General features: G+C 69.1%; 23 protein-coding genes and 1 pseudogene. 19 read left to right on the top strand and 5 right to left on the bottom strand.

The annotated features are described in order from the left end of the window. The first annotated feature begins 8 nt into the window (after positions 1–8). From prfA to ASD84_RS02170, 15 genes and pseudogenes are all read left to right on the top strand, one after another. Positions 9–1,082 (top strand): peptide chain release factor 1, encoded by a 1,074-nt coding sequence (gene prfA, locus ASD84_RS02240; RefSeq protein ID WP_056706257.1) that lies wholly within the window; start codon positions 9–11, stop codon positions 1,080–1,082. A gap of 5 nt (positions 1,083–1,087) precedes the next feature. Then, positions 1,088–1,951, top strand: coding sequence for a peptide chain release factor N(5)-glutamine methyltransferase (prmC, locus tag ASD84_RS02235; RefSeq protein WP_056710552.1), 864 nt, complete (start codon positions 1,088–1,090; stop codon positions 1,949–1,951). 43 nt (positions 1,952–1,994) lie between these two features. After that, a complete protein-coding gene (locus tag ASD84_RS02230) occupies positions 1,995–2,678 on the top strand; it encodes an L-threonylcarbamoyladenylate synthase (protein WP_268788453.1) in 684 nt (227 codons plus the stop codon). After that, positions 2,671–3,870: a glycosyltransferase family 4 protein gene (locus ASD84_RS02225; RefSeq protein WP_056706253.1), complete on the top strand. Its 1,200-nt coding sequence runs from the start codon at positions 2,671–2,673 to the stop codon at positions 3,868–3,870. The genes ASD84_RS02230 and ASD84_RS02225 overlap by 8 nt, the downstream gene beginning before the upstream one ends. A gap of 67 nt (positions 3,871–3,937) precedes the next feature. Next, positions 3,938–4,372, top strand: coding sequence for a hypothetical protein (locus ASD84_RS02220; protein WP_056706251.1), 435 nt, complete (start codon positions 3,938–3,940; stop codon positions 4,370–4,372). 30 nt (positions 4,373–4,402) lie between these two features. After that, positions 4,403–4,648 (top strand): AtpZ/AtpI family protein, encoded by a 246-nt coding sequence (locus ASD84_RS02215; protein ID WP_056706249.1) that lies wholly within the window; start codon positions 4,403–4,405, stop codon positions 4,646–4,648. Positions 4,649–4,657: 9 nt separating this feature from the next. Beyond that, complete coding sequence (atpB, locus tag ASD84_RS02210; RefSeq protein ID WP_235530942.1) at positions 4,658–5,446, top strand: F0F1 ATP synthase subunit A; 789 nt, start codon at positions 4,658–4,660, stop codon at positions 5,444–5,446. A gap of 134 nt (positions 5,447–5,580) precedes the next feature. Next, a complete protein-coding gene (gene atpE, locus ASD84_RS02205) occupies positions 5,581–5,793 on the top strand; it encodes an ATP synthase F0 subunit C (RefSeq protein ID WP_056706247.1) in 213 nt (70 codons plus the stop codon). Positions 5,794–5,843: 50 nt separating this feature from the next. Beyond that, positions 5,844–6,419, top strand: a pseudogene (locus ASD84_RS25665) (F0F1 ATP synthase subunit B); the annotation flags it as partial. Positions 6,420–6,706: 287 nt separating this feature from the next. Then, positions 6,707–7,513: a F0F1 ATP synthase subunit delta gene (locus tag ASD84_RS02195; protein WP_056706245.1), complete on the top strand. Its 807-nt coding sequence runs from the start codon at positions 6,707–6,709 to the stop codon at positions 7,511–7,513. 73 nt (positions 7,514–7,586) lie between these two features. Beyond that, positions 7,587–9,224, top strand: a complete 1,638-nt coding sequence (atpA, locus tag ASD84_RS02190; protein WP_056706242.1) for a F0F1 ATP synthase subunit alpha — start codon at positions 7,587–7,589, stop codon at positions 9,222–9,224. Positions 9,225–9,227: 3 nt separating this feature from the next. Continuing rightward, complete coding sequence (locus ASD84_RS02185) at positions 9,228–10,142, top strand: F0F1 ATP synthase subunit gamma (protein ID WP_056706241.1); 915 nt, start codon at positions 9,228–9,230, stop codon at positions 10,140–10,142. 43 nt (positions 10,143–10,185) lie between these two features. Then, on the top strand, positions 10,186–11,640 hold the full coding sequence (gene atpD, locus ASD84_RS02180) for a F0F1 ATP synthase subunit beta (protein ID WP_056706239.1): 1,455 nt from the start codon (positions 10,186–10,188) through the stop codon (positions 11,638–11,640). Between the two features lie 2 nt (positions 11,641–11,642). Then, entirely contained in the window at positions 11,643–12,050 is a 408-nt protein-coding gene (locus ASD84_RS02175; RefSeq protein WP_056706237.1) for a F0F1 ATP synthase subunit epsilon, read from the top strand. Between the two features lie 7 nt (positions 12,051–12,057). Further along, a complete protein-coding gene (locus ASD84_RS02170; protein WP_056706235.1) occupies positions 12,058–12,501 on the top strand; it encodes a DUF2550 domain-containing protein in 444 nt (147 codons plus the stop codon). Between the two features lie 42 nt (positions 12,502–12,543). Here the strand turns inward: ASD84_RS02170 and ASD84_RS02165 are convergent, their stop codons facing one another. Then, positions 12,544–15,723, bottom strand: a complete 3,180-nt coding sequence (locus ASD84_RS02165; protein WP_056706233.1) for a DEAD/DEAH box helicase — start codon at positions 15,721–15,723, stop codon at positions 12,544–12,546. A gap of 52 nt (positions 15,724–15,775) precedes the next feature. Next, a complete protein-coding gene (locus ASD84_RS02160; RefSeq protein WP_056706231.1) occupies positions 15,776–16,354 on the bottom strand; it encodes a cob(I)yrinic acid a,c-diamide adenosyltransferase in 579 nt (192 codons plus the stop codon). A gap of 123 nt (positions 16,355–16,477) precedes the next feature. On the opposite strand from ASD84_RS02160, the gene ASD84_RS02155 reads away from it, so the two are divergent. After that, positions 16,478–16,831: an STAS domain-containing protein gene (locus ASD84_RS02155; protein ID WP_235530941.1), complete on the top strand. Its 354-nt coding sequence runs from the start codon at positions 16,478–16,480 to the stop codon at positions 16,829–16,831. Between the two features lie 84 nt (positions 16,832–16,915). Next, positions 16,916–18,946 (top strand): protein meaA, encoded by a 2,031-nt coding sequence (locus ASD84_RS02150; RefSeq protein ID WP_200954509.1) that lies wholly within the window; start codon positions 16,916–16,918, stop codon positions 18,944–18,946. 46 nt (positions 18,947–18,992) lie between these two features. Here ASD84_RS02150 and ASD84_RS02145 read toward each other — a convergent pair whose 3' ends face one another. Then, positions 18,993–20,939 (bottom strand): hypothetical protein, encoded by a 1,947-nt coding sequence (locus ASD84_RS02145; RefSeq protein ID WP_156391534.1) that lies wholly within the window; start codon positions 20,937–20,939, stop codon positions 18,993–18,995. 121 nt (positions 20,940–21,060) lie between these two features. Further along, entirely contained in the window at positions 21,061–21,420 is a 360-nt protein-coding gene (locus ASD84_RS02140) for an ArsC/Spx/MgsR family protein (RefSeq protein WP_235530940.1), read from the bottom strand. Positions 21,421–21,514: 94 nt separating this feature from the next. On the opposite strand from ASD84_RS02140, the gene ASD84_RS02135 reads away from it, so the two are divergent. Further along, on the top strand, positions 21,515–21,721 hold the full coding sequence (locus tag ASD84_RS02135; protein WP_056706227.1) for a hypothetical protein: 207 nt from the start codon (positions 21,515–21,517) through the stop codon (positions 21,719–21,721). Between the two features lie 32 nt (positions 21,722–21,753). Next, on the top strand, positions 21,754–22,278 hold the full coding sequence (locus tag ASD84_RS02130; RefSeq protein WP_056706225.1) for a ferritin: 525 nt from the start codon (positions 21,754–21,756) through the stop codon (positions 22,276–22,278). Between the two features lie 27 nt (positions 22,279–22,305). Here ASD84_RS02130 and ASD84_RS24640 read toward each other — a convergent pair whose 3' ends face one another. After that, on the bottom strand, positions 22,306–22,905 hold the full coding sequence (locus tag ASD84_RS24640) for a DUF952 domain-containing protein (protein WP_082573107.1): 600 nt from the start codon (positions 22,903–22,905) through the stop codon (positions 22,306–22,308). Between the last annotated feature and the right edge of the window lie 5 nt (positions 22,906–22,910).

Raw genomic sequence — 22,910 nt, 5'->3', positions numbered from 1 at the left:
GGAATCACGTGTTCGAAGCCGTCGAAGGCATGCTCGCCGAGCACGCCGCGCTCGAGGAGCAGCTGGGCCAGCCCGAGACCCACGCCGATGCTCGACTGGCGCGCACGGTCAACCGGCGCTACTCCGAGCTGAACGCGATCATCGCCACCTGGCGGGAGTGGCAGCAGTACGGCGAGGACGCCGAGGCGGCGCGCGAGCTCGGTGCCGACGACCCGGCCTTCGCCGAGGAGGCGGCGACCATGCTCGAGCAGCGCGAGGTGGCGGCCGAACGGCTGCGCCGCCTGCTCGTGCCGCGCGACCCGACGGACGACAACGATGCCCTGCTCGAGGTGAAGTCGGGGGAGGGCGGCGAGGAGAGTGCGCTGTTCGCTGCCGACCTCTACCGGATGTACAGCCGCTATGCGGAGCAGCGCGGCTGGAAGATGGAGATCCTCGACTCCACCGAGTCCGACCTCGGCGGCTACAAGTCCGTGACGGTGGCGGTGAAGGCACCCGGTGCGGTCGAGCCCGGCCAGGCGCCGTACGCCCTGCTCAAGTTCGAGGGCGGTGTGCACCGCGTCCAGCGGGTTCCGGTCACCGAGTCCCAGGGGCGGATCCACACGTCCGCGGCCGGCGTGCTCGTGATGCCCGAGGCCGAGCAGGTCGACGTGGAGATCAACGACAACGACCTGCGCATCGACGTCTACCGGTCCTCCGGACCTGGCGGCCAGAGCGTCAACACCACCGACTCGGCCGTGCGGATCACCCACGTCCCGACGGGGATCGTCGCGAGCTGTCAGAACGAGAAGTCGCAGCTGCAGAACAAGGAGTCCGCGATGCGCATCCTGCGGGCCCGCCTGCTCCAGGCCGCCCAGGATGCCGCCGACGCGGAGGCGAGCGACGCCCGCCGCAGTCAGGTCCGCACCGTCGACCGATCCGAGCGGATTCGCACGTACAACTACCCGGAGAACCGGATCTCCGACCACCGCACCGGCTACAAGGCCTACAACCTCGACCAGGTGCTCAACGGGGAGCTGCAGCCCCTGCTCGACTCCTGCGTCGAGGCGGACCTGGCAGCCCGGCTCGCGGCGCTCGAGGCGTGACCCCGGTGGTCGAGCCTGTCGAGACCCGGCGTCTCCTCCAGACAGCGAGCGCGCGTCTCCGGTCCGCTGGCGTGGCCAGCCCCGAGTACGACGCGGCGGAGCTCCTCGCCCACGTCCTCGGCACCAACCGGTCCCAGCTCCCACTGGTCCAGGAGGTGCCGCCTGCGGCGGAGCAGGAGTACGACGCCCTGATCACCCGCCGCGCCCTGCGCGAGCCGCTCCAGCACCTGATCGGGCGCGCCTGGTTCCGCCACGTCTCGGTCGCCGTCGGGCCAGGTGTCTTCGTGCCCCGTCCCGAGACCGAGCTGCTCGCCGGCTGGGCGATCGACCAGGCCAGGGCCGTGCTGGCCGATGGCCGGATCCCGGTCGTGGTCGACCTGTGCACCGGGTCGGGAGTGATCGCCCGCAGCATCGCCGACGAGGTGCCGGAGGCGCAGGTCCATGCGGTGGAGCTCGACCCGCCGGCGCACGCGTGGGCCGAGCAGAACCTCGCCGACACCTCGGTCGACCTGCGGCAGGGGGATCTCGCCACCGCGTTCGACGACCTTGCCGGTCGGGTCGACGTCCTGGTCAGCAACCCGCCGTACGTCCCGCTGGAGGCGTGGGAGTCCGTGGCAGTGGAGGCGCGTGACCACGACCCGCACCTCGCCCTGTTCTCCGGCGACGACGGACTCGACGCGATCCGGGTCCTCGAACAGCGCGGCGTCGTCCTGCTCCGGGCAGGCGGTGTGGTCGGGATCGAGCACGCCGATGCCCAGGGCGAGTCGGCGCCTGCGGTGTTCAGTCGCAGCGGCCGGTGGGAGGAAGTTCGCGACCATCGAGACCTCGCCGAGCGCCCGCGGTACCTCACCGCGCGCCGGCCACGGTGACGCCGGTGCATTTTCTTCACCCACCGATGCGAGGATGGGCGCCGTGAGTGCCGAGCGGTTGCCGACCCAGACCGACGAGGAACGCGAAGCGGCGATGGATGCCGCGAGCCGAGCCGTCCGCCGTGGTCGCCTCGTGGTGATCCCGACCGACACGGTCTACGGCGTCGGTGCCGATGCCTTCGACCCCGACGCCGTCGCGCGGCTGCTGGCTGCGAAGGGCCGCGGCCGGGAGATGCCGCCGCCGGTGCTCGTCGGCACCAAGGGCACCCTGGAGGCGCTGGCGACCCGCGTGCCCGGCTATGTCGTGGTGCTCGTGGAGAAGTTCTGGCCCGGCGCGCTCACCATCGTGCTCCACCAGCAACCGTCGTTGCAGTGGGACCTCGGGGAGACCCGCGGCACCGTCGCCATCCGGATGCCCGACCACGAGCTCACCCGGGCCCTGCTGGACCGCACGGGTCCGCTGGCCGTCAGCTCGGCCAACCTCTCCGGCCAGGAAGCAGCGCTCGACGCCGGGACCGCCGAGGAGATGCTGGGGGAGTCGGTCGCCGTGATCATCGATGCCGGCACGTCGCCCGGTGGCGTCGCGTCGACCATCATCGACGCGACGGGGGAGCGGCCGCGCCTGCTGCGCGAAGGCGCCATCGCGGTCGCCGACATCGACGCCGTCCTGGCCGACCTCGGGCTCACCGTGGACACGGGCGAGGAGACCGAGCCGGCCGATGCGTGAGTACCTCGTCGTCTTCCTGGTCGCAGCCACGGTCACCTACCTGCTGACCGTGGTCGCCCGGGAGATCGCGGTGCGCACCGGAGCGGTGGCGAAGGTGCGCGATCGTGACGTGCACGCCGACCCGACGCCGTACCTCGGCGGGCTGGCGATGCTGGGAGGACTCTTCGCGGCGTACTTCGTCGCCCGCGAGCTGCCGTTCCTCGGCAACGAGAACCCCTTTGTCTTCGAGGACGCCCTCGCCGTGCTGATTGCGGGCGCGCTGGTGTGCGCGGTGGGCGTCATCGACGACATCTTCGATCTCGACGCCCTGACGAAGTTCGGGGGACAGGTGCTCGCGGTCGGCGTCCTGGTCTACTCCGGCATCCAGTTCCGCTACTTCTACCAATCGACCGGCGAGGTGTTCGCGCTGGACACCGCGCAGGGAGCCCTGCTGACCGCCTTCGCGGTCGTCGCGACGGTCAACGCTGTCAACTTCATCGACGGCCTCGACGGCCTGGCGGCCGGCGTGATCGGCATCAGCGCCTCCGCGTTCTTCCTGTTCTGCTACTCGCTGTCCTACCTCAACGACGTGAGCCGGGCGACGACCGGTGCCCTGCTCTCGGCCGCCCTGGCCGGCGCGTGCGTCGGCTTCCTGATCCACAACTTCCACCCGGCGCGGCTCTTCATGGGCGACAGCGGCTCGATGCTGATCGGCCTGGTCCTGTCCGCCACGGCCATCACGGTGACCACCCAGTTCGCGCCGGGGGACCTGACCCAGGGTGCCGACGGGGCTCGATCGAGCCTGCTCCCGGTCCTGTTGCCGGTGGCCCTGCCGATCCTGATCCTGATCGTGCCCCTGGGCGACCTGGTCATGGCCGTCGTACGACGAACACGGGCCGGACGTTCGCCCTTCGCTCCCGACAAGCAGCACCTCCACCACCGGTTGCTCGAGATCGGCCACTCCCAGCGCCGGGCCGTGATCATCATGTGGCTCTGGGCAGGGCTGATCGCGTTCGGCGTGGTCGTGGCGAGCGTGTTCACCGGCGCGGTCGTGTGGATCGGCCTCGCGGTCGGCACGGTCGTCACGGTCGCTCTGACCTTCGCGCTCCCACTGGTGCACAACCAGGCGCTCGAGGATGTCATCGAGGCGGCCCTCGACGCTCCGGACCAGCTCGATCCGGGGGCCGGTGCGGACTCTGCCGGGACTTTGTGATAACTTTCACGAACTCCCGAAGAGCTCCCTTCGGGCCCGTTGTAACAGCGACTAGAAACGGCCGCCGATGATGACGACCGAGACCCGGGCACCCTCCGTGCTGGTGCGTGCGGCCCTTGCGGCCCTCGCCGCCGGAGTGGTCCTCGTCGTGGTCGGAGCACTGGTCTCGGGCTCGCCCGCCGCGTGGGGCGCCGTCGTCGGCACCCTCATCGCGGTCGGCATCTTCGCCTTCGGAGCCTTCACCGTGGACGCCGTGGCCCGGCTGTTGCCGGCCGCGTCCCTCATGTTCGCGCTGCTGACCTACACCTTCCAGGTGGCGGCCATGGCGCTGGCCTTCGTGGCCGTCAGCAGTGCAGGGTTGCTCGATGACGAACTGGACCGCAACTGGCTCGGTGGCGCGATCATCGTGGGTGCCTTCGTGTGGATGGCGGCCCAGATCCGCCTCGCGACGACGGCGCGCATCCCGGCGTTCCAGACCCCGTCCGAGGGCGGTGCGCGATGACCTCACGCGACTGCTATTGTCCGGGGCGCAATGAGTCAGCCCGAGGAGAAGCCCAAGGGCGATCCGTGGCATGCGTTCGGCTACATCGTGGCCGGGGTCGCGTTCTACGGAGTGCTGGGGGGCCTAGCGGACCACTGGCTCGGCACTCGATACCTGGTGGCAGTCGGCATCCTGGTGGGCGCGGCGTTGGGGATCTACATGACCTTCGCCCGCTTCCGGCCCGAACCGCCCGAGAACACCGCCCATGACGTGCACGATCCGCAGGACACGGAATAAGGAGACCTGGTGAACATCACAGCCAGCGCCACCGTCACGGCAGAGCCGTTCCCGGCCCCGGGCCCGCACACTTTTGAACTGCCCGGAATCCTCGGCTCTGACGTAACCAAGCCGATGGTCCAGCTCTTCCTCGCGGGCATCGTGGTCTTTGCGTTCCTCTACCTCGCCGCCCGCAAGCGCGCGATGGTTCCGGGCCGGCTGCAGTTCGCCGGCGAGGGCGCCTACGGCTTCGTCCGCAACAGCGTCGCCCGCGACATCATCGGCGGCCACGACTTCCAGAAGTTCGTGCCGTACCTCGTCACGGTCTTCTTCTTCATCCTGGTGAACAACCTGTTCGCGAGCATCCCGTTCATCCAGTTCCCGACGTTCAGCCGGGCAGGCATGGCCTACGCCCTGGCTGGCATGTCGTGGCTGGTCTACAACGCGGTCGGGGTCCACAAGCACGGGCTGCTGGGCTACCTCAAGCTCCAGTGCGTGCCCTCGGGCGTCAGCCCGGCGATGTACCCGCTCCTGGTCCCGCTGGAGTTCTTCTCCAACATCCTGGTTCGCCCGGTCACGCTGGCCCTGCGTCTGTTCTGCAACATGTTCGCGGGCCACATCCTGCTGGTGCTGTTCTCGACCGGTGGCCTCTACCTGATCCAGGACGTCGGCGGTATCGGGTACGTCGCCGGTCCGCTGGCCTGGGTGCTCGCCATCCTCGTGAGCTTCCTGGAGATGCTGGTCCAGTTCCTGCAGGCCTACGTCTTCACCCTGCTGAACGCGATGTACATCCAGGGCGCGCTCGCAGACGAGCACTGACCTGCGCTGAGCTGCACCGCGGTCCCCGGACCGCACACCGAAAACACAGACTCAACTCCCCACCCAAAGTTTTCCCGCAAAAGGAAACAACCGAAAGGAACAAGGCCGTGAACTCACTGGCTATCACCGGCGACATGGGCGGCTCGCTCAACATGATCGGCTATGGCCTCGCGGCCATCGGCCCGGGTATCGCCATCGGTCTCATCTTCGCCGCGTACATCAACGGTGTCGCGCGTCAGCCGGAGGCCCAGAGCCGCCTGCAGTCGATCGCGATCCTTGGCTTCGCGCTCGCCGAGGCGCTTGCCATCATCGGCATCGCGCTCGCCTTCGTCCTCACCGGCAAGTAATCCGCCGGTAGACGGCGTCCGCCCTTTACTCGATCGACAAGGTCAGGTCCATGAAGTCACTGTTGATCCTCGCCTCCACGGGTGAGGAGGAGGCACACAATCCGCTCATCCCCGAGCCGATTGAGATCGTCCTCGCCCTCGTGGTGTTCGCGATCCTCTTCTTCGCGATCAGGAAGTTCGTCGTACCGAACTTCGAGAAGACGTTCGCCGAGCGCACGCAGGCGATCGAGGGCGGCATCGAAGCGGCCGCGAGCAAGCAGGCCGAGGCGGACGCCAAGCTCGCCGAGCTCGAGAAGCAGCTGGCGGACGCCCGTCACGAGGCAGCTCGGATCCGCGAGGAAGCTCGCGAGCAGGGTGCCCAGATCGTGGCCGAGATGCGGGAGTCGGCCCAGGCCGAGTCGACCCGCATCCTCGACCACGGCAAGGCGCAGATCGAGGCCGAGCGCCAGCAGGCGGTCACCTCGCTCCGTGCCGAGGTCGGCTCTCTCGCGACCGGCCTCGCCGGCCGCATCGTGGGTGAGTCGCTGGAGGACGACGACCGTCAGGCTCGCGTCATCGAGCGGTTCCTCGCCGAGCTCGAGACGGCCGACCCGGTCGCCGCAGTGTCCAAGGCCGCTCCGGCTGCGACGTCTGCTGCGACGTCTGCTGCACCGGCCGGCTTCGCCGACGTCGAGCAGCCGTTGCTGTCCGATGACGCCGAGGAGCGCTCGTTCGCTGGTGCCGTGAAGGCTCCGGCCGACGGCAGCCAGCCCGAGGGCTACGTCGTCAAGGCCAACGCCGGCTCGAAGCTGTACCACCTCCCCGGCGGCCGTTGGTACGACGGCACCGTGGCGGAGTACTGGTTCCGCACGGAGGAAGAGGCAATCGCTGCCGGTTTCTCCAAGGCGGGTACCCGGAAGAAGGACGACAACTGATGGTGTCCTTCCGTGGAGCGTCCGCAGAGGCGATGGCCGCCGTCACCGACCAGCTCGGTGCGGTGTCCGAGGCGTCGGCCGCTCAGGTGGCCGGCGACCTGTTCGCTGCGGCCAAGGCGTTCCGCACCGAGGGCTCGCTCCGCCGGTTCGCCACCGACCAGTCGGTGGCGCCCGAGGCTCGTGTCGGTCTGGTCGACAGCCTGTTCTCCGGCAAGGTCGACGCAGCCGCGCTCGGCCTCGTCACCACGGCTGTCGGTCGTCGCTGGACCAAGACGCGTGACCTGGCCGATGCCCTCGAGCAGGTCGGCGTCATCGCGTCGGTCCGCTCGACCGGCGCGCAGGGGGCCAGGCTCGTCGACGAGCTGTTCGCCGTGCGTCAGCTGGTCAACGGCAACCCCGGTCTGCGCGACGCGCTGTCGGACCGGGTCCGGTCGGTCGCTGACCGGGCCGACCTGGTCGAGTCGCTGATCGGCGGCAAGACCCTCCCCGCAACGGTGCAGCTGGTTCGCCAGGCGCTGTCGGGCTCGTACCGCAACGTGGGCCTGGCGCTCGAGGACTACGAGACGACGGCCGCCGATGTCAACGGTGAGGGTGTCGCGACCGTTCGCGTCGCGCGTGCCCTGTCCGACCAGGACGAGGCCCGCCTCGCCACGGCACTGTCACGCCAGTACGGCCGCACCGTGCACCTCAACATCGTGGTCGACCCCGAGGTCGTCGGCGGTGTCCGGGTCGAGATCGGCGACGACGTGATCGACGGGACGGTTTCCTCCCGCCTCGATGACGCACGTCGCAAGATCGCCGGCTGAATCACCGCTCCACCACGCTTGACCACACATCACCACAGACTTCACAGCAGCCAGAAGAGAGAAGGCACCTGAGATGACGGAACTCTCCATCCGTCCGGACGAGATCCGCGACGCCCTCGCGAAGTACGTCGCGGACTACAAGCCTGCGGCCGCCAGCAAGGAAGAGGTCGGCACCGTCGCCTCCGCCGGTGACGGCATCGCCCGTGTCGCCGGCCTTCCCTCGGCCATGGCCAACGAGCTCCTCGAGTTCGCTGACGGCACGCTCGGCCTCGCGCTGAACCTCGAAGAGCGCGAGATCGGTGTCGTCATCCTCGGTGACTTCGACAAGATCGAAGAGGGCCAGCCGGTCCGTCGTACCGGCGAGGTCCTCTCGGTCCCCGTCGGCGACAACTACCTCGGCCGCGTCGTCGACCCGCTCGGCACCCCCATCGACGGCCTGGGCGAGATCGCGACCACCAAGCGCCGTGCCCTCGAGCTCCAGGCCCCTGGCGTCATGGCCCGCAAGTCGGTCCACGAGCCCCTCGCCACCGGCATCAAGGCCATCGACTCGATGACCCCGATCGGCCGTGGCCAGCGTCAACTGATCATCGGTGACCGCGCGACCGGCAAGACGACGATCGCGATCGACACGATCATCAACCAGAAGCAGAACTGGGAGACCGGCGACCCGTCGAAGCAGGTTCGCTGCATCTACGTCGCCATCGGCCAGAAGGGGTCGACCATCGCCGCTGTGCGTGGCGCCCTCGAAGAGGCCGGCGCGCTGGAGTACACCACGATCGTGGCGTCCCCGGCCTCCGACAGCGCGGGCTTCAAGTACCTCGCCCCGTACACCGGCTCGGCCATCGGCCAGGAGTGGATGTACGACGGCAAGCACGTCCTCATCGTGTTCGACGACCTCACCAAGCAGGCCGAGGCGTACCGCGCCGTGTCGCTGCTGCTGCGCCGCCCGCCGGGCCGCGAGGCGTACCCGGGTGACGTCTTCTACCTGCACTCCCGCCTGCTCGAGCGTTGCGCGAAGCTGTCCGACGAGCTCGGCGCGGGATCGATGACCGGCCTGCCGATCATCGAGACCAAGGCCAACGACGTCTCGGCGTTCATCCCGACCAACGTCATCTCGATCACCGACGGCCAGATCTTCTTGCAGTCGGACCTGTTCGCGGCCAACCAGCGCCCGGCCATCGACGTCGGTATCTCGGTCTCCCGAGTGGGTGGCGCGGCGATGACCAAGGCGATGAAGGCCGTCACCGGTTCGCTCAAGGTCGACCTGGCGCAGTTCCGCGCCATGGAGGCGTTCGCGATGTTCGCCTCGGACCTCGACGCGGCGTCGAAGCAGCAGCTGGCCCGCGGCCAGCGCCTGATGGCGCTCCTCAAGCAGCCGGCGTACTCGCCGTACCCGCTCGAGGAGATGACCGTTTCGCTGTGGCTCGGCACCTCGGGTCGCCTGGACAAGGTGCCCACCGGTGACGTGCTCCGCTTCGAGCGCGAGTTCATCGACTACCTGCGTCGCTCGCACGAGGGCCTGCTCTCGGCGATCCGCGAGTCGCAGAAGTTCGAGGACGAGGGTGGCGTCGTTGCGGCGTACGACTCCTTCCTCGACCAGTTCGAGACCTCTGACGGTGGCTCCATCAAGGTCGGGCACGAGCCCGAAGCTGGCGCCCTGGCCGACGACGAGCTCGAGCAGGAAAAGATCGTCAAGCAGAAGCGGGGCTGACACATGGCCGTATCGCTGCGTGAGTACCGCGCGCGGATCAAGTCGACGGAGTCGATGAAGAAGATCACGCGCGCCATGGAGCTCATTGCTGCGTCCCGGATCATCAAGGCGCAGCAGAAGGCCGCGGCGGCAGCGCCGTACGCCCGTGAGCTGACCCGCGCCGTGTCGGCGGTCGCGACGTTCTCGAACGTCGACCACCCGCTGACGCGCGAGCAGGAGAACCCCAAGCGGGCTGCGGTGCTCATCATCACGAGCGACCGTGGTCTGGCCGGTGCCTACTCCTCGAGCGTGCTCAAGGAATCGGAGCGGCTCAGCGAGCGGCTCCGCGCCGAAGGCAAGGAGATCGACTACTTCCTTGCCGGTCGCAAGGCGGAGGCGTACTTCAAGTTCCGCAGCCGTGCGTTCGTGGAGTCCTGGACGGGTTTCTCCGACCAGCCCACCTACGACAAGGCCGCCGAGATCGGCAGCGCGCTGATCACGGCGTTCCTCAAGGAGCAGGGCGAGGACGGTGACGTGGACGAGGTCCACGTCGTCTACACCCGGTTCCGCTCGATGCTCACCCAGGAGCCGACGGCCGTCCGGCTGCTGCCCCTGGAGGTCATCGAGGGCACGGACGCTCCGGACGCCGACGAACTGCTCCCGCTCTACGAGTTCGAGCCGTCCGCCGCGCAGGTCCTGGACGGGCTGCTTCCGCAGTACGTGCAGAGCCGGATCTTCTACAGCCTGCTCCAGTCCGCGGCCTCCGAGCTCGCTGCCCGTCAGAAGGCAATGAAGTCGGCGACGGACAATGCCGAAGAACTCATCAAGAAGTTCACCCGGATCGCCAACCAGGCGCGCCAGGCCGGCATCACCCAGGAGATCAGCGAGATCGTTGGTGGCGTGAACGCGCTCGCCGACGCTCAGGCTGCCAACGACTGACCCCACCAGACCAAAACATCTTTTCGGATCAACGGAGTAAGACATGACTGCAACGGTTGAAGAGACCACCGCCAGCGGTGCGGCCTCGGTGGGTCGGATCGCACGGGTCATCGGCCCGGTTGTCGACGCCGAGTTCCCCGTCGACAACATGCCCGAGATCTACAACAAGCTCGAGGTCACCGTCACGCTCGACGGCGTCACCTCGGTGCTGCCCCTCGAGGTTTCCATGCACATCGGCGACGGCATGGTCCGCGCCGTCTCGCTCAAGCCGACCGACGGCCTGGTCCGCGGCCAGGCCGTGACCGACACCGGTGGCCCGATCACCGTTCCCGTCGGTGACGTGACGCTGGGTCGCGTGTTCAACACGACCGGCGACATCCTCAACCTCGAAGAGGGCGAGACCGTCGAGGTCGGCGAGCGCTGGGGAATCCACCGCAAGGCTCCCGCCTTCGACCAGCTCGAGTCGAAGACGCAGATGTTCGAGACGGGCATCAAGGTCATCGACCTGCTCGCCCCGTACGTCACCGGCGGCAAGATCGGTCTGTTCGGTGGTGCCGGTGTCGGCAAGACCGTCCTGATCCAGGAAATGATCGCCCGTGTGGCCAAGAACCACGCCGGTGTGTCGGTGTTCGCCGGTGTCGGCGAGCGCACCCGTGAGGGCAACGACCTCATCGTCGAGATGCAGGAGGCCGGCGTCTTCGACAAGGTCGCCCTGGTCTTCGGCCAGATGGACGAGCCGCCGGGCACGCGTCTTCGCGTCGCGCTGTCGGCCCTGACGATGGCGGAGTACTTCCGCGACGTCCAGAAGCAGGACGTGCTGCTCTTCATCGACAACATCTTCCGCTTCACGCAGGCCGGTTCCGAGGTCTCCACGCTGCTCGGCCGGATGCCGTCTGCAGTGGGTTACCAGCCGAACCTTGCCGACGAGATGGGCACGCTCCAGGAGCGGATCACCTCGACGCGTGGTCACTCGATCACCTCGATGCAGGCGATCTACGTCCCCGCGGACGACTACACCGACCCCGCGCCGGCCGCGACCTTCGCGCACCTCGACGCGACGACCGAGCTCTCCCGCGACATCGCGTCGCAGGGCATCTACCCGGCCGTGGACCCGCTGACCTCGACCTCGCGGATCCTCGACCCGCAGTACATCGGTCAGGCCCACTACGACTGCGCGATCCGCATCAAGCAGATCCTGCAGCGCAACAAGGAGCTCCAGGACATCATCGCCATCCTCGGTGTCGACGAGCTGTCCGAAGAGGACCGGGTCATCGTTTCCCGCGCCCGTCGCATCCAGCGCTTCCTGTCGCAGAACACCTACGTCGCCAAGCAGTTCACCGGCATCGAGGGTTCGACCGTGACGATCGGCGACACCATCGACGCGTTCAACAAGATCGCTGACGGCGACTACGACCACGTCGCCGAGCAGGCCTTCTTCATGTGCGGCGGTCTGGACGACGTCGAGCGCAACTGGGCCGAGATCCAGAAGAGCCTCTGATCATGGCGGAGTCCACAGTCGAGCACCTGCACGTCGAGCTCGTCGCTGCCGACCGGACCGTGTGGTCCGGTGAGGCGTCGATGATCATCGCGCGCACGCTCGAGGGTGACATCGGTGTGCTGCGTGGCCACGCGCCCACGCTGTCGCTGTTGTCGGCTTCGGTGGTCGAGATCCAGATCGCCGACAGCGACGACCTGCTGGTCGTTGCTGTCGACGGCGGGTTCCTCTCGGTCGCCAACGACCGCGTCTCGATCCTCGCTGAGCGGGTCGAGCGGGCCGAGGAGATCCACCTGGACCAGGCACGGATCGAGCTCGAGGAGGCGCAGCGCCTGCTGAACTCGAACAACGAGGCCGAGCAGCGGGTGCGTCACGCCGAGGCGCGTATTCGCGCTGCAGAGAAGGTTTCGTAGTACGCAGATGGCTTGGTGGGAGCTGCTCCTCGACATCTCGGGTGCTCTGCTGCTCCTTTGCGTGCTGTACGGCGCCGGACTCATCGTCCGGCGCCGTCTTCTTTCCCGTCACGGGGGCACCTTCGAACTGAGCCACCGGTACCGCACCGACGTCCCCGAGCGGGGCTGGGTGCTGGGTCTGGGTCGCTATTCAGGCGAGACCCTCGAGTGGTTCCGCGTCTTCACGCTGTCACCGCGACCGAAGCGCTCCTGGAACCGTGACGACCTGTCGTACGACGGCCAGCGCACGCCGCTCGGCGCCGAGCAGGCCTCGCTGTACCCCGACCACCTGGTGATCGGCTGTCAGTCCTCCGAGGGTCTGGTCGAGCTGGCGATGAGCATGTCCTCGCTCACCGGCTTCCAGGCCTGGCTCGAGGCGATGCCGCCCGGGACCGACTGGAACCGCCGCTAGGCCGTTGGTCGAGGAGGTTGCTCCGCAACCGTCTCGAGACCACTACTCGAACAGGCTCCGGATGTCGTCGGCGCCGATCGAGGTGCTCATCGCGCCGTCGCCGTCGATGACCTGGGCGAAGAGGTCGGCCTTGCGGGCCTTCAGCTCCATCACCTTCTCCTCGATGGTGTCGTTGGCGACGAGGCGATAGACGTGCACGTGGCGGGTCTGGCCGATCCGGTGGGCACGGTCGACCGCCTGGGCCTCGGCGGCAGGGTTCCACCACGGGTCGAGCACGAACACGTAGTCGGCCTCGGTCAGGGTGAGGCCGACGCCGCCGGCCTTGAGCGAGATCAGGAAGACCGGCGCTGCGCCCGAGCGGAAGTCCTCGATGACCGCGCCGCGGTCGCGGGTGCGGCCGTCGAGGTAGGTCGCGGCGATCCCGGCGTCGTCGAGCCGTGAACGCACCCGGGTGAGGAACGACGTGAACTGGCTGAAGACCAGGGCGCGGTGTCCCTCCGCGGTGAGCTCCAGCAGGTGGTCCACGAGGACGTCGAGCTTCGCTGAGCCGACCTTCTCGTGCTCGACGTCTACCAGGGCCGGGTCGAGCGCGAGCTGGCGCAGGGTGGTGAGCGCGCTGAAGATAGCGACCCGGTTGCGGTCGAAGTCGTCGACGAGGCCGAGGATGCGCTGCCGCTCCCGGGCGAGGTGGGTGTCGTAGATCTTGCGGTGCTTCGCCTCGAGGTCGACCGCGAGGATCTGCTCCTGCTTCGGGGGCAGGTCTGCCGCGACCAGCTCCTTGGTACGGCGCAGCAGGAACGGCTTGATCCGTGCGCGGAACCGGTCGAGGACCGCCTTGTCGCCGTTGCGCTCGACCGGTCGGGCGACGCGATCCGCGAACTGACGTGGCCACGGGTAGAGCCCGGGCACGGTGATCGACAGCAGCGACCACAGCTCCATCAGCCGGTTCTCGAACGGTGTGCCCGTGACGGCCAGCTTGAACGGAGCGTCGATCGTCCGGACCGCCGAGTAGGTCTTGCTCTGGTGGTTCTTGACCTGTTGCGCCTCGTCGAGGATGAGCCCGGCCCAGGTGACGTCGCTGTAGTGGGTGTGGCCGAGTCGCAGCAGCGTGTAGGTCGTCACGACGATGTCGTTGTCGCGCGCGATCGCGGCGATGTCGTCGGTACGACGACCGATCACGCCGACGCGCAGGCCGGGGGCGTGCCGGGCGACCTCGCTGGCCCACGCCGTGACCACGCTCGTCGGGGCGACCACGAGGAACGGTCCCTCGTCGGGTCGCTCCGTGCGGGCGTGGGTGATCAGTGCCAGCACCTGGAGCGTCTTCCCGAGGCCCATGTCGTCGGCGAGGATGCCGCCGAGGCCGTGCTGCCACAGGAACGCCAGCCACCAGAAGCCCTCGCGCTGGTAGCTGCGGAGGTCGGTGACGAGGCCGCGGGGTTCGGGCTGGGGGATGTCGGTCAGGTCGCGCAGCGCCTGGGCGCGCTCGACCCACGCCGCAACCTGGCTGTCGACGATGCCGGCCTCGGCGAGCTGCGCCCAGAGGCCGAGGTCGTGATGGCCGATGCCGATGTGGTTGCCGTCGCGCTCACGAAGCTCCGCGGCAGCCTCGACCACCTCCCGCAGCCGGTCGAACTCCGGCCGGTCCGCGGTGACGTAGAGGCCGCTCGGCAGCACCAGGAACTCCTGGCCGAGGGTGAGCGCAGCGAGGACGTCCGGCAACGGGATCGGCTCACCGTCGACGCTCACCGTGACCGCCAGGTTGAACCAGTCGGTGACTGCCGCGTCCGGCTCGGGCTCGGCGAGCTCGAACCGGATGTCCGGGGCGACGTCGGTCTCGCGGAAGTCGGGCCGTTCCTCCTCGATCACCTCGACGCCGTCGATCGTGCGGAGGTGGGGGAGCTCGTGGATGGCGAGTGCGAGCGCCTCGCCGTCGGTGGCCGTGGTCCGGGCCAGCAGGTCCGGCGGGACCGTGCCGAGCAGCGCGCGTTCGGCCGCACGGTCACGCACGCCACCGAGGGGATCGCTGCTGGTCACCGGGCACGAGCGTGAGCGGTCGTCGCCGTACTGCCACTGCCAGGAGAGGCCGGCCTTCGTCGCGGTGTGCCACGTGACAGTGAGGACCAGGGTCGGGTGCAGCGGCTCGGGCAGGTCGACCGAGGCGTCCTCGGCGAGGACGGGCAGGTGGCGCATCAGCCCGGGCAACGAGTCGCGGAAGTCCGCCAGGTCGGACGGCGGTACGACGATCGGCGGGCCGTCGAGCAGGTGACGCAACGCCGTGGGGACGGGGGAGGTCGTCGACGCGATCACCAGCGTGCGCTCGGCGTCGATCAGGCCGACCACCGACGCGGGATTGCCGACGGCGATCACGGACTCACCTCGCCAGGTCTGCGCGCCCAGGGTGACCGCGGCCCGCAGGGACGTGCCGCCCTGGACGTCGGTCAGCTCGGCGACCACCTCGGCAGGGTCGTCGGCGATCACGATCTCGCGCAAGGGGCGCGCAGCGAGCAGGGTGACCCCGGCGTCGCGGGCGTTGCGCAGCGCGCGCACGAGGTGTTCGCCGAACTCGTCGAGCGAGGGCGCCACCCCGGCGTAGTAGTAGGCGCGGTGGCCGGCCCACAGGGCGTGCAGCGCGGAGATGGCGTCGGACTGCGCCTTCGGGAACCCCTGGGCGACCCCGCCGAGACCGACGTCGCTCCAGTCGGCACCGGTCTTGATCCACGGCTTGTTCTTGCCCTGCCGGAGCGGCCGGACCCGCAGCGTCGGACCCACCGACCGGTAGTGGCTGCGCGGCTCCTCGAGGCTGATCTCCAGGGCGAGGGGGACCTCGTCGACGGGCCGGGGCTGGTGGCGGTCGAGCTCGGCGACCAGGCGCTCCAGGGAGCGCCGCCACGCGGCTTCTCCCGCCGGTTGGGTGAAGGTCTGGCGCAGGGTCAGCGCGAGGGCCGCTCCGTGCTTGCAGGGCGTCGGGACCGGGCAGGTGCAGACGGTGAACAACCACCCGGCGTAGGTGTCGGTGGGCGCCTCGGCGTGCAGCTGCACCTGGTAGGGGACCTCACGCGAGCCCTGCACCTCGGCGGTCGCGGTGACTGACCCCGCGGTCAGCAGCCCGATCTCCGGGCGTCGTACGAAGCCGGCGGCGACGACGTCCTGGGCGCGCTGCAGCGTCCCGGCGTCGAAGTGACGGGCCAGGAAGGCGTCGGAGAGCTGCGCGAGGACGTTCACGGCCCTCCATCGTTCCACGCGTCAGGGACAGGCGTGGATTCCGTGCACAGGCCTACTCGCCGCGTTCGCCTCCGGGCACCCACAACACATCGCCCTCGGTGCGGTTCGCGTAGCGCGCGAGGATGAACACGAGGTCGGACAGCCGGTTGAGGTAGGTGATCGCCAGCTTGTTCATCACGTCGCGATGGACCTCGTACGCCGCCCAGGCGCCACGCTCGGACCGGCGGATGACTGTGCGCGCGACGTGCAGGTGCGCCGCGCCCGGCGTACCGCCGTTCAGGATGAAGGAGCGCAGGTTCGGCAGCTGGTCGTTGTAGTGGTCGCACCAGGCCTCGAGCCGGTCGACGTACTCCTGCTCGATGCGCAGGGGCGGGTACTCCGGGTCGGCCACGACGGGCGTGCACAGGTCGGCGCCCACGTCGAAGAGGTCGTTCTGGACGCGCGTGAGCACGGTGACGACGTCGTCCTCGAGCTCGCCCGTGGCGATGGCGACCCCGATCTGGGCGTTGGCCTCGTCGACGTCGGCGTACGCCGTGAGGCGCAGATCGGTCTTCGTGGTCAGGCTCATGTCGCCGAGCCGGGTCTCGCCGGCGTCGCCGGTGCGGGTGTAGATGCGGGTGAGATTGACCATGATCGCGAGCGTAGTACCGACACGCGGAGAAAATTTCCGGCCCTCGGGTGCAACCGATCACACGTCCAGGGCGTCATGGTGGGTAACAGGGACGCGAAGGCGACCCGATCTCGGGAGGGCATCATGCGGGAGAACCAGATGGGAACGTGCGTCGACATCCGGGTCGACCACGGCGTGGACGGACCAGTGCTCGTCCTCGGCGGCGACCTCGACGTCCGCAGCACCGGTGCGGTGCGCGCGGCCGTCTACGAACACCTCCAGTCGGTCGCGGTCGGGAGCCGCGTCGTCGTGGACATCAGCCAGATCCACTCGGTGGACGCCACCGCGCTGAAGATGCTCGCGGTGGCCAGCCGCTGGTCCCACCGGTACGGCGCCCGCGTGGTGCTGCGCGGTGCCTGTCCCGCCGTACGCCGGATGCTCCACCTGACCCACCTGATCCGGGTCATCGAGCTCGAGCGGGAGCCGATTCCAGCCTGATGGATGTGGCGTTGTGCACTACCCCACACTGGTCAGGCGTTACCTAGCGGTAGCAATCGCCTTACGCTTCGCTCTATGAGCTCCATGCCTGACGCAACTGCTGTGCCCGAGAAGGCCTCGCACGCCAAGGATCGCCCGTGGGTGATGCGGACCTACGCCGGCCACTCGACGGCGGAGGCCTCCAACGCGCTCTACCGCGGCAACCTGGCCAAGGGCCAGACCGGCCTGTCGGTCGCGTTCGACCTCCCGACCCAGACCGGTTACGACCCCGACAGTCCGCTCTCGCGCGGCGAGGTCGGCAAGGTCGGCGTACCCGTGCCGCACCTCGGCGAGATGCGCAAGCTCTTCAAGGACATCCCGCTGACGGGCATGAACACCTCGATGACCATCAATGCGACCGCCATGTGGCTGCTCGCGATGTACCAGGTCGCCGCTGAGGAGCAGAACCCCGGGCTGGACCCGGCCGAGGTGGCCAAGCAGCTCGCCGGCACCACCCAGAACGACATCATCAAGGAGTACCTCTCCCGCGGGACCTACGTGTTCCCACCCGAGCACTCCCTGCGCCTGATCGGCGACATGATCGCCTACACGGTCCACCAGATCCCGAACTGGAACCCGATCAACGTCTGCAGCTACCACCTGCAGGAGGCAGGCGCGACGCCCGTGCAGGAGATCTCCTACGCCATGTGCACGGCGATCGCCGTGCTCGACCAGGTGAAGGCCTCCGGCCAGGTGTCCGACGACGACTTCGAGAAGGTCGTCGGCCGGATCTCCTTCTTCGTCAATGCCGGCGTCCGGTTCGTCGAGGAGATGTGCAAGATGCGCGCCTTCGTCGAGCTGTGGGACGAGATCACCCGCGAGCGCTACGGCGTCACCGACCCGAAGATGCGCCGGTTCCGCTACGGCGTGCAGGTCAACAGCCTCGGCCTGACCGAGGCGCAGCCCGAGAACAACGTCCAGCGGATCGTCCTCGAGATGCTCGCCGTGACGCTCTCCAAGGGCGCGCGCGCCCGCGCCGTGCAGCTCCCGGCGTGGAACGAGGCACTCGGCCTGCCGCGGCCGTGGGACCAGCAGTGGTCGCTGCGCCTGCAGCAGGTGCTGGCCTTCGAGTCGGACCTGCTGGAGTACGAAGACATCTTCGACGGTTCTCCCGTGATCGAGGCGAAGGTCAACGAGCTGCTCGACGGTGCCCGGGCCGAGATCGACCGGGTCCAGGCGATGGGCGGAGCGATCGCTGCCGTCGACTCGGGCTACATGAAGCAGGAGCTCGTCTCCGCGCACGCGGCTCGGCGCGGCCGGATCGAGGACGGCCACGAGATCATCGTCGGCGTCAACAAGTTCGACACCACTGAGCAGAGCCCGCTGACCGCAGACCTCGACGGCGCGATCATGGTCGCGGACCCCGAGGCCGAGAGGTCCGCCCTCGCGTCCGTGGAAGCCTGGAAGGCGCAGCGCGACCAGTCCGCCGTCGACGCGGCGCTGGCCCAGCTCGTCGAGGACGCCAAGAACGGCGTCAACCTGATGGCCGCCACGCTCGACGCCGTGCGCGCCGGTGCGACCACGGGGGAGTGGGCCGAGACCCTGCGTGGCGTCTTCGGCGAGTTCCGTGCGCCGACCGGTGTCGCCGGCGCCGTCGGTGTCGCCGAGGCCGGTGCAGAGCTCACCGCCGTACGCGAAGCCGTGAAGGCGACCGGTGACGAGCTCGGTGGCCGCCTGCGGCTGCTGGTCGGCAAGCCCGGCCTGGACGGGCACTCCAACGGCGCTGAGCAGGTCGCCGTCCGGGCCCGTGACGCCGGCTTCGAGGTGATCTACCAGGGCATCCGCCTGACGCCCGAGCAGATCGTCGCTGCAGCGGTCTCCGAGGACGTCCACTGCGTCGGCCTGTCGATCCTGTCCGGCTCCCACATGGAGCTCGTGCCCGCCGTGCTCGACGGCCTGAAGGCCGCAGGCATGGGCGAGGTGCCGGTGATCGTCGGTGGCATCATCCCCGAGTCCGACGGCAAGCGCCTCGAGGAGCTGGGCGTGGCCGCCGTCTACACCCCCAAGGACTTCGGGCTGACCGAGATCATGGGCGGCATCGTCGAGGTGATCCGGAAGGCCAACGGCCTGAGCTGATCGTGGGGCTGATCGTGGGGCTGATCGTGGGGCTGACTGTGGACGGTCAGCGGCGCAGCATGACACCGCCCGCGAAGGCGAGCACCGCTCCGCCCACGACGAACGGCAGGCCGATCGCGAGCCCGCTGGCCGCGAGCACGCCCACGCCGCAGACCGCCGCGACGATGGCGGCGGCGCGCACCATGCGCCCGCCGCCCGTCAGGCCGAGCAGCATCAGGCCGCCGCAGAGCATGAGCAGCAGGAGCAGCGCGGCCGCGGCGGTGGTCCCCACTGCGGTGGGGTCGGGCATCTGCCCCGTGTTCGCGGCGTCGGCGACCTGGTTCACCGCCGACTCGATCGTGTCATTGCTGAGCTCCGGCGCCATCGCCCAGAGGATCACTCCGGGCAGGAGCACGCAGACGCCGAGCAGCACGGTGAGGACCGCCCAGAGGCGGCGGAGGTTCTCGGCGTGCTGGGTGAACGTGGCCTCCGCGGTGACGCTGCCCGTGGCCGACGTCGCGCGGACCTGGACCCGGCGCGACTCCGTCGCACCGGCTGCCGGACGAGCGTTCTGGACCACCAGGCCTGCCCGGGCCGTCTGCCCGGGCGGGACGAGCAGGACCGCGGGCTGGAAGGCGAGCCGTGCCGTGCCGTACTCGTCTGCTCCCGAGAGCTGGACGTGGAGTGGTTCGGCACCGCGCCGGTTGTCCAGGTCGACCGTGTAGCTGCCCTTGCGACCCTTGGTCGCGAGATGCTCCGGGTGGATGTGGAGCGCGGCGGTGGTGATGGCGTCGGGGCGTGACGACAACTCGAGGGTGCCCGTGGCCTCGGCCTCGTGCCCGTCGTCGCTGAGAGCGGTCACCGAGAACGGCCGCGACTCCGAGGCGCCGCGCGGTGGGAGCGAGGTCTCCACCACCACCCGGACGTATCCGAGCGTGCCCGCCTGGACAGCGACCCTGGTGTGGTCGAACTGGAACCTGACCTTGCCCCCGGGATCGCGTCCGCTGAGGTTGAACTTCACGAGCGAACGGCCGCCCCTGTTGTCCAGCACCACGTTGACCGCAGTGACGCCCGTGTCGACCAGTGCAGGCGCGGCCGGTTCGAGACGGACCCGCACCGGCAGGCTGTCCGGTGCGGCAGCGGTGCTCTGCGCGATGGTGACCGTGACCGGCACCGAGCCCTCGGGATCGGTGGCCGTGATTGTCAGCTGGCGGGAGACCTCCTTGCCCGGTGGGGGTGCCGGCGCAGTGAACCGGACAGCGGCCTCCGCGCTCCCGCCGGCGGGGAGGTCGACGGCGGACGGGACGAACCCGACGCGTACGACGTCCTCGGGATCGCTGGCGCTCAGGTGGTAGCGACGGGCGAAGTTGGCCGCCCGGTTGTCGAGGAGCAGGGTGAAGGTGCCTTCAGTGACGTCGGACAGGCGGATCACCTGGGGGTGCGTGCTGACCACGGCCTGCGGTCCGGACCGGGGTACGACGACCACGATCTCCAGTGGCGTCGCCTGGGTCGGGTCGACCGAGGACCGGACCACGATCGGCATCGTCACCCGTTGCGCGATCGCGACGGCGCCCGGTCGGACCGCGAGCGTGATCAGGACGGTGCGCACGGTGGCGGGGAGCAGGTTGCTCTCGCCGTGGACCAGGGTGAGCCAGCTCGGCGGATCGGCGAGCTGGATCTCGTAGGCGTCGACGATCGTCGAGTCGTTCTTGATCGACACCTCGAAGGTCGCCGGGGCCTCCGGCGACACGACCACTTCCGCCTGTGTCAGGGACGCGACCGGCGGCAGGACCCGATCCCGGCGCGGCGCGTCGACCGGTGGTCGGCTCTGGGCCGGAGTGTCCGGCCGGGTTCCCGGGGGAGGCGGGGGAGGTGGAGCGAGGGCTCCGCCGCCCGGGGGCGGGACGGCCGTGTTGGTGTTGACGCTCCAGCCCAGGTACGTGTCGCAGACATGGCAGAACGCAGCCTCGCCGTTCTCCGGCGTGCCACATGTCCGGCAAACCCGTTCGGCCACCACGTCATCCCGTCGGTCAGGCCTGTTGTCCTACAGATCCTTCCCGCATCGTCCCACTCACGGAATGGTCCATGGGGCAGAACTGGCCGCCCTCGTGGGCACCGTCGAGGACCGGCGGGCCTCAGCCCGCGTCGATCACCTTCGCCACCGCCGCGGGGTCGCGGCCCACGACCGTCGTACCGTCGGAGGCAGTGATGATCGGGCGCTGGATGAGTTTCGGTTCGGCGTTCAGCACCGTCAACCACTCGGCGCGGTGCGCGGCGTCACGAGCCGGCAGGCTCACGCCGAGCCGGGAGGCGTCAGGGGTGCGGGCGATGTCCCACGGCTCCAGGCCCAGGCGGGCGAGCACCTCCTCGAGCTCGGTGATCGTCGGCGGCTCGTCGAGGTAGCGGCGCACGACGTACTCCAGACCGGACGCCTGCAGCTCGCTCTCTGCGGTGCGGCACTTCGAACAGGACGGGTTCAGCCAGATCTCGATCACGGCCGCACCCTAGCGTCGGGCATGGCCCGCGCCACACCGTGACGCCGGTCACGTTGGTTAGGTCTGCCTAGCCTCAATCGCTTACCCTCGTTTCGTGGGCAAGGACAAGAAGAAGTCGAAGGGGAAGCTCACCAAGCTCCCCAAGACGAAGTGCTGCGTCTCGAAGTCGAAGTGCGGCCGCTGCCCCCTGCGCATGCTCAAGGAGGGCACGCTGCCCTCCGGCTACACCGTCAAGAAGCGCGTCCTGGTGCGCGCGGACGGCAAGAAGGTCACCAAGAAGGGCCTGCAGAAGGCTGCGTGAGGCGTTGTGCGGTCTACCTCTAGGCTTGCCGCATGGCTGCCCCTCGATTCACCGACCAGCTCAATGCCCAGATCGGCAACGAGTTCGCCGCGCACAACCAGTACCTCGCGTGCGCCGTCCACTACGACTCGCTGACGATGCCTCAGCTGGCGGCGTTCTTCTACGCCCAGGCCCTCGAGGAGCGCGAGCACGCGATGATGATGGTCCAGTACCTCCTCGACACCGATGCGGCCGTCGCCATCCCTGGCGTCGAGGCCCCCGTGTCGTCATTCGGCGACATCACGGCGCCGATCCAGCTCGCCCTCGAGCAGGAGAAGAAGGTGACCGAGCAGATCTACGGCCTGCTGCGGATCGCGCGCGAGGAGAGCGACTACGCCTCGGAGCAGTTCATGCAGTGGTTCATCAAGGAGCAGGTCGAGGAGGTCGCCACCATGAACGACCTGCTCGCCGTGGTGACGCGCAGCGGCAACGACATCAACGCGATCGAGGACTGGGTGGCCCGCGAGCAGGGTGGCGGCGCGACCGACCCGACCGCTCCGCAGGCTGCCGGCGCCTGACCTTGCGCTGAGCCCGTCGGCTGCCCGTCAGCCCGTCGGCGCGTTCGCGTGCCGACTGCGGTAGATCGCCACTGCGATCACTCCGCCGACGGCCAGGCCGACGAGTCCGCCGATGCCGTCACCGATGAGGATGCCGGCCGTCCCGGCGGCGAGCGCGATGCAGAGCATCGCCATGTTGAAGAACATCTCGCGGAAGTAGACCCGGGAGAAGCTCTCGGCCGGCTGCGCCGATGTGGTCGGTACGGCGACCGCAGGCGTCGCACGAACGGGCTCGGCCGTCGTGGCCGTCGTGGCCGGCGTCGGCTCGGGCTTCAGCGCGATCGCCTTGACGACGGCGGCCGCGGGCAGCCGTCCGTAGATGTGCGGGAACGTCTCGCTGCCCCCGGGCACCGCCGGCTCCTCGACGACGGGCACGTCGAGCAGGTCGGTGTCGATCTGCAGCAGCACCAGCGGCTCGGTGACGTCGGCGTAGAACCGCTCCCGCACGGCCGTCCACTGGTCGGCCCGGCTGGCGTGGATGAAGCCCTCCTCGGCGAGCGTCCGGCCGAGCGTGGACGTCGTGTACGCACCGGAGGCCTGGGCAGCCGTCCAGTCCGAGGCGAGCGCGAGGTGGAAGATCGTGGCCATCGTCG

The sequence above is a fragment of the Nocardioides sp. Root682 genome (genome assembly GCF_001427795.1).
Lineage (GTDB): Bacteria > Actinomycetota > Actinomycetes > Propionibacteriales > Nocardioidaceae > Nocardioides.
Note: the sequence above shows the minus strand (reverse complement) of the source record. Positions and strands in the feature narration are given on the sequence as shown.